Source organism: Cupriavidus pauculus (assembly GCF_003854935.1).
GTDB classification, from domain to species: Bacteria; Pseudomonadota; Gammaproteobacteria; order Burkholderiales; family Burkholderiaceae; genus Cupriavidus; species Cupriavidus pauculus_C.
This window is the reverse complement of record NZ_CP033970.1, coordinates 1,864,313-1,876,687: the sequence shown is the minus strand read 5'-3', so window position 1 is coordinate 1,876,687 and position 12,375 is coordinate 1,864,313. Positions and strand designations below refer to the sequence as shown.

The 12,375-nt window shown below is 68.3% G+C and carries 12 protein-coding genes; 4 read left to right on the top strand and 8 right to left on the bottom strand.

Annotated elements, in window-relative coordinates; translation table 11 throughout:
• Positions 1-5: 5 nt before the first annotated feature.
• Together EHF44_RS26525 and EHF44_RS26520 are read right to left on the bottom strand one after the other, a co-directional pair.
• Positions 6-737: a PIG-L deacetylase family protein gene (locus tag EHF44_RS26525; protein WP_172966189.1), complete on the bottom strand. Its 732-nt coding sequence runs from the start codon at positions 735-737 to the stop codon at positions 6-8.
• A gap of 100 nt (positions 738-837) precedes the next feature.
• Positions 838-1,278 (bottom strand): RidA family protein, encoded by a 441-nt coding sequence (locus tag EHF44_RS26520; RefSeq protein ID WP_124686639.1) that lies wholly within the window; start codon positions 1,276-1,278, stop codon positions 838-840.
• A gap of 130 nt (positions 1,279-1,408) precedes the next feature.
• Between EHF44_RS26520 and soxR the strand changes: the two genes are divergently transcribed.
• Together soxR and EHF44_RS26510 are read left to right on the top strand one after the other, a co-directional pair.
• Positions 1,409-1,906: a redox-sensitive transcriptional activator SoxR gene (gene soxR / locus EHF44_RS26515; RefSeq protein ID WP_124686638.1), complete on the top strand. Its 498-nt coding sequence runs from the start codon at positions 1,409-1,411 to the stop codon at positions 1,904-1,906.
• Positions 1,907-2,003: 97 nt separating this feature from the next.
• Complete coding sequence (locus EHF44_RS26510) at positions 2,004-2,327, top strand: DUF4148 domain-containing protein (RefSeq protein WP_124686637.1); 324 nt, start codon at positions 2,004-2,006, stop codon at positions 2,325-2,327.
• Positions 2,328-2,396: 69 nt separating this feature from the next.
• On the opposite strand, the gene EHF44_RS26505 is transcribed toward EHF44_RS26510, so the two are convergent.
• Complete coding sequence (locus EHF44_RS26505; protein WP_124686636.1) at positions 2,397-3,374, bottom strand: tripartite tricarboxylate transporter substrate binding protein; 978 nt, start codon at positions 3,372-3,374, stop codon at positions 2,397-2,399.
• Positions 3,375-3,545: 171 nt separating this feature from the next.
• Positions 3,546-4,751: a phosphoglycerate dehydrogenase gene (serA, locus tag EHF44_RS26500; protein WP_124686635.1), complete on the bottom strand. Its 1,206-nt coding sequence runs from the start codon at positions 4,749-4,751 to the stop codon at positions 3,546-3,548.
• Positions 4,752-4,995: 244 nt separating this feature from the next.
• Between serA and EHF44_RS26495 the strand changes: the two genes are divergently transcribed.
• The gene (locus EHF44_RS26495) at positions 4,996-6,057 is read left to right on the top strand and encodes an SMP-30/gluconolactonase/LRE family protein (protein ID WP_124686634.1); all 1,062 of its coding nucleotides are present in this window, start codon (positions 4,996-4,998) and stop codon (positions 6,055-6,057) included.
• Between the two features lie 174 nt (positions 6,058-6,231).
• Positions 6,232-7,191 carry a SphA family protein gene (locus EHF44_RS26490; protein ID WP_124686633.1) on the top strand — a complete coding sequence of 320 codons (960 nt, stop codon included), beginning with the start codon at positions 6,232-6,234 and terminating at the stop codon, positions 7,189-7,191.
• 171 nt (positions 7,192-7,362) lie between these two features.
• Here EHF44_RS26490 and EHF44_RS26485 read toward each other — a convergent pair whose 3' ends face one another.
• The 4 genes from EHF44_RS26485 to EHF44_RS26470 form a co-directional block, all read right to left on the bottom strand.
• Positions 7,363-9,597: a phosphocholine-specific phospholipase C gene (locus tag EHF44_RS26485; RefSeq protein ID WP_124686632.1), complete on the bottom strand. Its 2,235-nt coding sequence runs from the start codon at positions 9,595-9,597 to the stop codon at positions 7,363-7,365.
• Between the two features lie 44 nt (positions 9,598-9,641).
• On the bottom strand, positions 9,642-9,827 hold the full coding sequence (locus tag EHF44_RS26480) for a hypothetical protein (RefSeq protein WP_124686631.1): 186 nt from the start codon (positions 9,825-9,827) through the stop codon (positions 9,642-9,644).
• 201 nt (positions 9,828-10,028) lie between these two features.
• Positions 10,029-10,985, bottom strand: coding sequence for a Bug family tripartite tricarboxylate transporter substrate binding protein (locus EHF44_RS26475; RefSeq protein ID WP_172966208.1), 957 nt, complete (start codon positions 10,983-10,985; stop codon positions 10,029-10,031).
• Between the two features lie 53 nt (positions 10,986-11,038).
• The gene (locus EHF44_RS26470; protein ID WP_124686629.1) at positions 11,039-12,205 is read right to left on the bottom strand and encodes an L-talarate/galactarate dehydratase; all 1,167 of its coding nucleotides are present in this window, start codon (positions 12,203-12,205) and stop codon (positions 11,039-11,041) included.
• Positions 12,206-12,375: the final 170 nt, after the last annotated feature.

Here is a 12,375-nt window from a genome sequence, read left to right as displayed (position 1 = left end):
ATCGGCTATCGCACCAGATCGGCCGCGTCGAGCGACCAGTAACGCTCGGGCGCGCAGACGTCGGCAAGCTGTGCCGGCGAGAACAGCCCTAGCTGGCTCTCGTAGGCTTGCACCGCGCGGGCCTTCTGCGCGGTGAACACGCCAACGGGCATGTGCACCGGCGACGCCAGCAGCCCCTCCTGCCACCACCCGGCCATGCGGCTCTGCAGCGCGCCGGGCACGCGGCGGTGGATGGCTTCCTCGTAGAAGATCCAGCGGAACGATGACGCGACGGTCGGGTGCGTGCTGGGCACGGTCTCGGGCACGTCGACATAGGCGGCCTCACGCACCAGCATGCACGCGGCATTGACGAGCATGTGGTCGGCGTGGCGCAGCCCCATCGGCGCCAGGATCGTGCTGCCGGGCTGGAGCGCCAGCAGCCGGCCCAGCCGCACCGCGATGGTTACCGGGTCGTAGCGCGGGCCTTCGTCCTGCGACAGAAAGTCCAGCCACACGGGCTGGGCGCCTAGCGTGGCCAGCGCGCGGGCGTCTTCCTGGCGGCGGGCCTCCATGGCCTGCCGCGCGGACGTGAAACCCGCCGCGCTGTCGCGCGCCCGCGCGGGCTGGTGGCGATCGGGCAATCCCGCGAACACGGTGATGACCATGGCGCGCCGGCTGGCGGCCAGCAGGCTGCCACAACTGAATACCGCGTCTTCCAGATGGGGCGAAATGATGGTCAGGGGGTGTGGAATTTCCATACGGTTGCAACTCCGGCCGGTCAGGAAGGGCAACCCGGCCGTATAGCCGGGCATGATCGGAAAAGTTGCAAGCCGCGTGCCGGTCCGGCGAACGGCGGTATCAATCCCCCGCCGATTCGGGCAGCACGGCGACCGCCTCGATCTCGAACAGCATGCCGTCCAGCGCCAGCCGCGGCACCGGGATCAACGTGCAGGGCGGCGCCGGCCAGTCGCCCAGCAGCGCCTGCCAGGCCCGGCTGAAGACGGCCAGGCGCTCCATCGAATGGTCGACGATCAGCACCGTGATCTTGGCGATGTCCGGAATGTCGGCGCCGCCGGCCTGCAGCGCCACGCGCAGGTTGGCCAGCGCCTGGTTGACCTGCGCCGCGAAGTCGGCGCGCAGCCCGCCGCACATGTCCTCGCCGCCCTGGCCGGCGGCGAATATGATCCGGGCCGGGCGGGTGGCCACGGCCACGTGGGAATAGCCGTTGAGCCGGGGGTCGTACAGGTCGGGCGGGTTCATGAACTGCAGATAGGGGGCGCGGGGCGATTCGAGCAGCATGGCAGGGTCCTGGGGTAGGGGGTGAGGGTCCACGAAAAAGGCGTCGCGGCAGTATCAGACCTCAAGCGCACTTGAGGTCAAGCGCGGTTGCGATACCATCGCGCGGTGCAAGGGCTTTCCGATGACGACCATGACCAAGACACCAGACGCGCCGAGGCTGCGGGCGCAAGACCCGCTGACCATTGGCCAGGTGGCCGAGCGCAGCGGCATTGCCGTGTCCGCGCTGCATTTCTACGAATCGAAGGGGCTGATCGCCAGCACCCGCAGCGCGGGCAACCAGCGCCGCTATCCGCGCGGCATCCTGCGCCGGCTGGCCGTCATCCGCGTGGCGCAGCGCATGGGGCTGCCGCTGGCGACGATCGCCGACGCGTTCGCGCACCTGCCCGCCAGCAAGGCGCCAACCGTGGCCGACTGGCGGCGGCTGTCCGCCGCGTGGCGCGAGGACCTGGACGCCCGCATCCGCATGCTGACCCTGCTGCGCGACCAGCTTGACGGCTGCATCGGCTGCGGCTGCCTGTCGCTGAAGGCGTGTCCACTACGTAATCCGCAGGATGTGATGGCCGGCGAGGGCCCGGGCGCGCACGTGGAGCCCGGCGCCTGCCCGGGGGCCGCGCGCCGCGAACCGTGACAACGGAACAACCGTCGTGCGAACTGAAAAAGCCGATTGGCCTTTGACGTCCATGATTCAGCTTGTTCGCAACCCCTGCTGACACAAGGAGCAAATCATGAACACATGGAAGATGCTGATTGGCGCCACGATCGTGGCAATCCCCGCAATGTCGTTCGCCCAGAGCGTGCAGAGCGCCCAGGCGCCGGTGACCCGCGCCGAGGTGCGGGCCGACCTGATCGCGCTGGAAAAGGCCGGCTACCAGCCGGGCCGCAATGACGACGACTATCCGGTCGACCTGCAGCGCGCCGAGGCCAAGGTCGCGGCCGAACAGGGCGTGAAGCAGCCGGTGCAGACGGTGCAGCCGATGGCAAGCATGCACGCCGCCAACACGGTGCCGCGCATCGACCTGCCGCGCAACGCGTTCTACGACGGAGCCTGACCCGGAGCGGCTTGCCATGACCCTGCCGCGTCCCGCGCCCGGCCGCCGCCTCCCCGGCGCGGCCGGGCGCTACTGGTTTTTCATCGCGTCGGCCAGCCGGCGGATGATCTCGCCTTCGGTCTTGAACGCCTTCTGGGCGTAGGCGGCGTACTGGTCGGGGCCCATGTAGTTGGTGTCCATGCCGTACTGGCGCGTCACGGTCAGGAACTTCGGGTCCTTGAGCGCGGTGCGGAAGGCGTCGTCCAGCCGCTTGACCACGGCCGGCTTCATGTTGGCCGGGCCGATGATGCCGAACGGCGAATTCGACCAGACCGGATAGCCGATCTCCTTCAGCGTCGGCGCGTTCGGAAAATCGGCAGCCCGCTTCTCCGACAGCGTGGCCAGCACGCGCATCTGGCCGTTCTGCACGTACGGCAGCAGCGTGTTCGACAGCACGGCCACGTCCGACGACCCGCCCAGCAGCGCCGTGATGGCCTCGGCGTCGCCCTTGTACGGCACGTGCGTCCAGTTCGATTGCGTGACGCGCGCCAGTTCCGAGATCGTCAGGTGCTGGCTGCCGTAGATGCCCGTGGTGCCGTAGCTGATGCCCTTCTTGTCGGCCTTGGCGTCGGCAATCAGCTCCTGCATCGTCTGCCACTTGGCGTCCTTGCGCACCGCCACCGCGAAGTTGTAGTCCGCGATCATCGACACGTACGTCAGGTCCTTGAGCGGGTCGTAGCGCATCTTCTGCACGTGCGGCAGCCGGAAGATCACCACGGGCGCCATGCTGAGCGTGTAGCCGTCTGGCTCGGTGGTCACCATCTGCGTGGCGCCGAGCGTGCCGCTGACACCGGGCTTGTTCTCGACCACGATGGACTGGCCCAGCTCGCGGCCGGCGGCATCGGCCAGCGCGCGTGCCACCTGGTCGGTCACGCCGCCCGCGCCGTAGGGCACGATCAGCCGGATGGGACGGGTGGGGAATTCGTCGGCCGCCAGGGCGGGGCCGGCGGCGGCCAGCGTCAGCCCGGACAGGGCCAGCGCGGCGCCAAGCAAGCGTCGTCGTTGCATGAGGGTCTCCTGGGTTGTCTGCCGGATCGGTCATGTCCGGTCTGCGAGGTTGTTTGGCCAGTATGACAACCCCGGAGACGCCTCGCCATCGGGACTTTGCGCAGGTCGCGCGCTTATCCACCGATTTCATCGCCCGCATGCGTAGCCTGCATTGCATGCGGGCGGGCTGGCCTAGCTGTTCACAATCACGCGCGACCGGATGAATGCCTCGTGCTGCATCAGCGTGTCGGCCCAGCCGGCCGGCGGCACCAGGCTGATATCGGTAATCACATAGCCGATGTCGCCCTCGGTCTGCAGTTGCTGGGCCTCGATGTTGGCGCCAATCTCGGCCAGCGCCTGGTTCAGGTGCGACAGCGTGCCGGGCCGGTTGTAGTGGATGTTGAGCACCCGCGCCGGGGAATCGAGCGGGTTCGGCTGGATCTGCGGCAGGTTCACGGCGCCGATTGTCGCGCCTGTTTCCAGGAAGTTGGCCAGCTTGGTGGCCACCTCGACGCCGATGTTCTCTTGCGCTTCCTCGGTGCTGCCGCCCACGTGCGGTGTCAGAATCACATTCGGCTTGCCCTGCAGCGGCGTGACGAACGGATCGGTATTGCTGCGCGGTTCCTCCGGAAACACGTCGATGGCGGCGCCGGCGATGTGGCCGCTGTCGAGCATCGCGGCGAGCGTGTCGATATCGACCACCGTCCCGCGCGACGCGTTGAGCAGGATGCTGCCCGGCCGCATGGCGGCCAGCGCCTTCGCGTTGAGCAGGTTGCGCGTCTGGGGCGTGGCGGGCACGTGCAGCGTCACCACGTCGGCCGCCGCCAGCGCGTCTTCGAGCGAGTGCATCGGCACCGCGCCGCCAATCGACAGGCGCGGGCGGACGTCGTAGAACACCACGCGCATGCCCATCGCCTCGGCCAGGATGCCCACCTGGGCGCCGATATTGCCGTAGCCGATCACGGCCATGGTCTTGCCACGGATCTCGAACGAGCCCTTGGCCGTCTTCTGCCACTGGCCCTGGTGCGCGGCGCGGCTTTTCTCGGGGATGCGGCGCATCAGCATGATGGTCTGGCCGATCACCAGCTCGGCCACCGAGCGCGTGTTCGAGAACGGCGCGTTGAACACCGGAATGCCGGCGTGGGCCGCGGCCCCGAGGTCCACCTGCGAGGTGCCGATGCAGAAGCAACCAACCGTCAGCAGCCGCTGGGCGTTGGCAAAGTGTTCGGCGCCCAGATGCGTGGCGGAGCGGATGCCCAGCAGGTCGTGGTCGCGGACGGCGGCAAGCAGGGCGTCGCCGGCCAGCGCCTTCGATTGCGTGGCGACGTCGATCTGATGGCGGCCCAGCAGTTGCTGGCCGCTGGCGTGGATGTTTTCGAGCAGGAGAGCGCTTGCCATGAGGGTAGGGCGTGCTTCAGAGGAGTTTAGAAGGCGGATCGGGCGTCCTGTACCGGACGCGCACAACCAGACAATAGCACCGAGCCTTTCCCGTGCTGGGGTTATGGGCAAGCCATAGGGGACCGGCCAGTCGTCATACAAGTGCTTGTCACGCGGCGCACTTTCTCATAGGATGTCGGACAACTATAACGACGCTGGACGCGGCTTCCAACGCACCCGTCCGGCATCCCAAAGAGGAGACCGCATGGCATCGCATCCGTCCAACGTCGATACCCGCCGCCGCCAGTGGCTCAAGGCCGGCGCGGCCCTTGGCGCCGCCGCCGCGAGCGGCCAGGCCCTGGCCCAGGCTTTCGAATTCAAGCCGGCCCAGCGCTACCCCGACCCGGCCGTCGAGATCCTGGACCCGAGCTTTGGCAAGTACCGCCTGTTCAGCTCCACCGTGGAGCAGGTGGCCACCGGGTTCCGCTGGGTCGAGGGGCCGGTGTACTTTGCCGATGGCCGCTACCTGCTGTTCTCGGACATTCCGAACAACCGCATCATCAAGTTCGACGAAACGACCAACCAGTGGAGCGTGTTCCGGTCGCCGGCCAATTTCACCAACGGCCACTGCCGCGACCGGCAGGGCCGGCTGGTGAGCTGCGAACACCTGACGCGGCGCGTGACCCGCACCGAGTACGACGGCTCGATCACGGTGCTGGCGGACCGCTACCAGGGCAAGCGCTTCAACTCGCCCAACGACATCGTCTGCAAGTCCGACGGCTCGCTGTGGTTCACCGACCCGCCGTTCGGCATCGCCGGCGACTGGGAGGGCGACAAGGCCGCGTCGGAACTGCCGCACGCGGTCTATCGCATCGACCCCAAGGACAACAGCGTGACGCAGGTCATCGCCGACCTGAACGGCCCCAACGGCCTGGCGTTCTCGCCCGACGAGCGCAAGCTGTACGTGATCGAGTCCCGCGCGCAGCCGTACCGCGTGATGTGGGCCTATGACGTGGGCGCCGACGGCCAACTGAGCGGCAAGACGCGCGTGATCGATGCCAACGGCCCCGGCGCGCTGGACGGCTTCAAGGTCGACGTGGACGGCAACATCTGGGCCGGCTGGGGCAGCAGCGGGGCGCCCGGCGCGGACCCGGCCAAGCTCGACGGCGTGCGCGTGTTCAACCCGCAGGGCAAGGCCATCGGCCATATCCACCTGCCCGAGCGCTGCCCCAACCTGTGCTTCGGCGGGCCCAAGCGCAACCGCCTGTACATGGCCAGCAGCCATTCGGTGTACGCCCTGTACGTGGAAACACGCGGCGCGGTCTGAGTCTGACCGGCGCGCCACCGGCGGCCGATACATGGCCGCCGGGGCCGCCGGCGCTGACAAAAACTATTGAAATCACCCACCGAGAAAACTGACTTCCAATCCGCGTGGAATCTGCGACGATGCGGCATTCGCCACCGTCCAGGCGGGCTTGCCCGCACCCACGAGGAGACCTTCATGAAACGCGCATGTCTGGGCGCCCTGGCGGCCGCCGGGCTGTTGGCGCCGCTGGCCGCGCAGGCCACCGAAGGCGCGCTCGGGCGGCCGGTGGCCGGCACCAGCGTGTCGCCCAACGTGGGGGTGATCCCGGACCAGCCGGTCTGGATCGGCAACCTCCAGCAGCTTTACCTGGACGGGTCGGTCAGCGGCGGGCGCGAGGTAGCCATCGGCGGACGCACCACGGCCGGCATCGACGCCAAGCTGGCGCTGACGCTGGCAACGGTGATGAAGGTCTGGAACACCGGCCCGGGCGCCTGGAACTTTGCCACGAGCTTCACGCTGCCCTATGTCTGGACGTCGGTGCACGCCACCACGGCCTTCACGGGCGCCAACGGCGCGTTCTCGCGCGGCAGCTCGGACCGGGCGTCGAACCTCTACGACATCTACTTTGCGCCGGTCATCGCCGGCTATCACTTCTCGAAGACCAGCCACATGGCGCTGAGCTTCAACATCTGGGCCCCCACCGGCCAGTACGACAAGAACGCGCTGGCCAACCCGGGCCTGAACACCTGGACCTTCGTGCCGCAGGTGGCATTCACCCACCTGATGCCGCAGTACGGGCTGGAATTCAACGCGGTGGCCGCGTTCCAGTTCTACACGCGCAACAGCGCCACCGACTACCAGAACGCGCCGCTGTTCACGCTGGACGTCATGGGCGTCAAGAAATTCGGCGCCTGGGGCGCCGGGGTGGTCATGGGCACGGTCCAGCAGCTCGGCGACGATACCGGCCCCGTGGCCGACCGCCTGAACGGCTTTCGCGGCCACGACTTCGCGATCGGCCCGATCGTGACCTACGACACCAGGCTGGCCGGCAAGCATCCGCTGTCGTTCAGCCTGCGCTGGGTGCCAACCGTCGCCAGCAAGAACCGGCTCGACGGCACCGCAACCTTCCTGGCCACGGCGACGCTGGTGTTCTGACAGCCCGCATCTCCGGCAGCGTTTTCTCCCCTCTCCCGCGCGCGGGAGAGGGGCCGGGGGTGAGGGCCAGCGGTACAAGTTGCCACCACTCGGCAAGCAGAACCTCGACGCCCTCTCCCGAAGCCCCTCTCCCAGCGGGAGAGGGGCGCCACCCATCAGCTCAATCCACGCTCAACCCAATGCCATCGCCGGGTCGCTGATGCCGTGGCGGCCGGTTTCGACGCGGCCGGCAAAGCGGCGGTAGAACGTCGGGTCGCTGCTGCACGTGACCGCGAAGTCGTACCACTGGGCGCTGTCGGCCAGCTTCCAGTCCAGCGTCGACGTGCCGCCGGCGGCCACGTCAGCCTTCCACGGGCCGTCGGTCCGGTAGGCCAGCGGCGTGACCGTGAACGTGCACGGCCTGGCGCCCTGGTTCATCAGGTCGACGTAGACGTTGCCGTTGGCGATGTCGTAGCAGACGCGGATCTCGGGCGCTGCCTGCGCCGCGCCCAGCGTCTTGACGTCGCCGGTGAAGCGGCGGTGGTAGCCGTTCGGGCCGAGCACCCACAGGTCGTACTTGCCGAAGTTGTCCAGCGCGGCGTCCCAGCTGTCGGTCAGCGTCTTGCCGGCTTCCACCATGTAGCGGCGCGGGTTGCGGTCGAGCTTGTTGACGTCGTACACGTGGAACACGGCCGCCTGGCCGCCCGTGTTGGCGAAGACCAGTTCCACCTGGCCGCTGGCGTGGCAGCGGGCGCTGGTGTGCAGCTCGTAGGGCAGCGCGCGCGACGGCCGGGTGCCCTGCGCCTGCTGCGGCAGCAGCATGTCGCGCGGCACCGGCACCTGCGGCAGGGCCTGCTGCGCGGCGCGAATCTGGTCGGCCTGGGTGCGCGTGGACGGGCCGCTGAACGCGGGCAGCGGCTCGGTGTTCGGCGACTTGAAGTTGAAGGCGCTGGTCAGGTCGCCGCAGACGGCGCGGCGGTACGGGCTGATGTTCGGCTCCTTGACGCCAAAGCGGGCTTCCAGGAAGCGCAGCACCGACGTGTGGTCGAACACCTGCGAGTTGACCCAGCCGCCCCGGCTCCACGGCGAAATCACGTACAGCGGCACGCGCGGGCCCGGGCCGTAGACGCGGCCGTCCTTGGCCGGCTGGCTGGTGCTGCCGGCCGGCGGGCCGTGGTCGAAGTACTCGGCCTTGAGGTCGTCCTCGGACAGCGTGGTCTTGCCGGCGTAGCTCTTGTCGACGTTGCGCGACGGGGCCGACGGCGACGGCACGTGGTCGAAGTAGCCATCGTTCTCGTCGAAGTTGATCAGCAGGACGGTCTTGCTCCAGACGTCGGGGTTGGCGGTCAGCGCGTCCAGCACCTCGGCCAGGAACCACGACCCCTGCACCGGGCTCGACGGCCCCGGATGCTCGCAATAGATCGACGGCGCGTTGATCCACGACACCTGCGGCAGCGTGCCGTTCATCACGTCACGGCGGAACGCATCGAGGTACTGCTCCGGCTGCGCGCCCGGCAGCGTGTTGGCGATGCCCTTGTACAGCGGATTGGCCGCGTTGTCGGTGGCCGCGTTGTAGGCGTGGTACGGCAGCGCCTGGCCCGTGTTGTTGTACGGGGCGCCCGGCGCGCCGCCGCTGGACACCGGGAAGCCCGAGTTCAGGTTGGCCTGGCGGAACGTGCGGAACGCGCCCAGCATGTTGTCGCCCCATTCGTCGGGCATGTTCTGGTAGCTGATCCAGCTCACGCCGGCCTCTTCCAGGCGCTCGGCGTAGGTCTTCCACGTGTAGCCGGTGTTGGCGTCGCCGGCCGTGCCGTTGATGGCGTCCCACTCGTTGTTGACGAAGGCCACGCCCTGGGGCATCGCGCCGTTGGTGCCGGTCATGTGGAACGAGCGGTTGGCGTCGGTGCCCGTGTGCATGGCGCAGTGATAGGCGTCGCAGATCGTGAACGCGTTGGCCAGGGCGAACTGGAACGGGATCTCCTTTTCCTTGTAGTAGCCCATCGACGTGTCGGTCTTGGCCACGGGCCAGCGCGACATGCGGCCGTTGTCCCACGCCTGCTGGCTGTCGGCCCAGGCGTGCGGGGTGCCGGATACGCGCTGGGCGTTGCCGGCCTGGTCATCCAGGTGGTACGGCGTGATCAGCGTGCCGTTGGCGCGTTCCTGCTGCCAGACCTTGCGGCCGTTCGGCATCGGGATCGTGATGCGGTCGCCAAACCCGCGCACGCCCATGAGCGTGCCGAAGTAGTGGTCGAACGAGCGGTTTTCCTGCATCAGGATCACGACGTGCTGGACGTCCATGATGGTGCCGGTGACGTTGCTGGCCGGAATGGCCAGCGCGCGGCGGATGCTGGGCGGAAAGGTGGCGAGGGCTGCGGCCGAGAAGGCGGCGCCGGCGCTGGCCTGCAGGAATTTGCGGCGGGATGTCATGTTCTGGAAACGGGCAAGGGTTGGTGGCGGTGCGCGGCAGGCGATCAGGGCGCGCAGCGCTTCTCGACGGGCTGGGACGGGGTGGACGGGTCCGAGGGGTTCGACGGGTTGCCGGGGTTGGTCGGATTCGACGGTGCCGGGGCGTCGTCGTTGCCGCCGCAGGCGGACAGTGCCGCGACCGTCAGGCAGACGGCCAGCAGCACCCGGGCAGGGCGCAGCAGGGATGGCATGGGGATTCCTTCGACTGGAGGGGTTGTCTTGCTCCGGCAGATGGCCGGAAGCCCCGCAAGGCTAAGGAGGGAACGTGACAGGCCAGTGACGCAATCGCCGCTTCGTGAAACCGAATGTAAAACTGTGGCGACATCACCGAAATAAAACGGGGCGCCATGAAGGCGCCCCGCAGGCGTGGTAGGAGGGGGACGACGGCCGAATCAGTCGGCCGTGATGTTGCCGGTCTGGATGACCTTCTTCCAGCGCGCGAACTCGGACGCCTGGAACGCCGTGAACTGCTCCGGCGTGTTGGCGACGACCTCGAAGCCCAGTTCCAGCAGCTTGGGCTTGTTGGCCGGGTCGTTCATCGCAGCCACCACGGCATTGTGGAGCTTGGCCTTGATATCCGCCGGCAGGCCCTTGGGCGCGGCGATGGCCTGCCACGAGTAGACCGTCACGCCCTTGTAGCCCAGTTCCTCCATGGTCGGCACGTCGGGCAGGATCGGCGAGCGCTTGGTGCTGGTGATGGCCAGCGCGCGCAGCTTGCCGGCCTTCAGGTGCGGCACGGCGGTGTTGATGTTCATGAACGTGGCATCCACCTGGGCGCCCAGCAGGTCGTTCAGCGCCGGCGCGCCGCCCTTGTACGGCACGTGCACGCCGGTGGTGCCGGTCTGCTGCCAGAACAGCTCGGCGGTCAGGTGGTCGCTGGTGCCGTTGCCTGCCGAGGCGAACGACATCTTGTTCGGGTTGGCCTTCTCGAACGCGATCACGTCCTGCAGCGACTTGTGCGGCGATGCGGCCGGCACGGCCAGCACGTTCGGCGCCTGCACGGCCACGCTGATGTAGTCGAAATCCTTGGTCGGGTCGTAGCCCGCGTTCTTGGTCAGGTGCGGGCCGATCACGAACGGGCCCAGCGACGACACGAACAGCGTGTAGCCGTCGGCCGGCGCGCGCCTGGCTGCCGCCGCGCCGATCATGCCGGCCGCGCCCGGGCGGTTGTCCACCACAAAGCTGCCGCCAAACGTCTGCTGGAACTTGGCGCTCAGGATGCGCGCGATGTTGTCGGTGGAGCCGCCCGGCGGGAACGGCACGATCATCGTCACGGGTTTTTCGGGCCAGGCCGCGTGGGCGGCGGCCATCGTGGCGCCCAGCAGCAGCGATACCAGCGCTTTCTTCATCATCGTTGTCTCCTTCGTTGTGCGTGTGTTGTACGTGTGGCCGGCAGCGCGGGTCAGCGCGTGCCGAATTCGGCCTGCTCGCGCGTCCAGGCGCGGGCCTGGTCGCTGATGGTCAGCCCCAGGCCGGGGCGGGTGGGGACGATGATCCGGCCGTTGGCGATGTCCAGCCGCTCGTTGAACAGCGGCTCCAGCCAGTCGAAATGCTCGACCCACGGCTCGCGCGGATAGGCGGCGGCCAGGTGGACGTGCAGCTCCATCGCAAAGTGCGGCGCGATCATCAGCCCGGCATGCTCGGCCAGCGCGCAGACCTTCAGGAACGGCGTGATGCCGCCCACGCGCGGCGCGTCGGGCATCAGGTAGTCGGCCGCGCGGTGGCGGATCAGGTCCCAGTGCTCGGCGGCGCTGGTCAGCATCTCGCCGGTGGCGATCGGCGTATCGAACTGCTGCGCCAGCGCGGCGTGGCCCTCGTGGTCGTAGGCGTCCAGCGGTTCCTCGATCCAGACCAGGTTGAACGATTCGAACGTGCGGCACATGCGCTGCGCGGTGGGGCGGTCCCACTGCTGGTTGGCGTCGACCATGATCGGCACCGCATCGCCCAGCTTCTCGCGTACGGCCGACACGCGCTGGATGTCGAGCTTGCCGTCGGGCTGGCCGACCTTGAGCTTGATGCCGCCGATGCCGCGCTCCACCGACGCGGCCGCGTTGACCAGCAACTGGTCCAGCGGCGTGTGCAGGAAGCCGCCGGACGTGTTGTAGCAGCGCACGGCGTCACGGTGGGCGCCCAGCAGCTTGGCCAGCGACAGCCCCGCGCGCCTGGCCTTCAGGTCCCACAGCGCCACGTCGAACGCGCCGATGGCCTGCGTCGACAGGCCGCTGCGGCCTACCGACGCGCCGGCCCAGCATAGCTTGTCCCAGAGCTTGCCGATGTCGCTCGGGTCTTCGCCCAGCAGGGTAGGGGCGATCTCCTGGGCGTGGGCGAACTGGCCCGGGCCGCCCGCGCGCTTGGAATAGCTGAAGCCCAGCCCCTCGTGGCCGCTGGCGGTGCGGATTTCCGCGAACAGGATGGCCACTTCGGTCATCGGCTTCTGGCGCCCGGTCAGCACCTTGGCGTCGCTGATCGGCGTGGCCAGCGGCAGGTAGCAGGACGACAGCCGGATCGACGTGATGGCGTCGGCGGCGGACGGGCGTTGCGAAGCGGGCGAGACAGACGGGGCGGTCATGGGCGGGCGCATCCTGTAAAACGTCGGAACCGGGTTCCAGACTTCAGACATCGTATGACATCGTTGTCAAAAAACGGCCGAAACCGGCCGCACGGGCATTGCTATCATCCGGGGCCATGCATTGACTGGCGACGGCCCGAAGCTGCTTTCGCGTCACCGGCAACACGTTG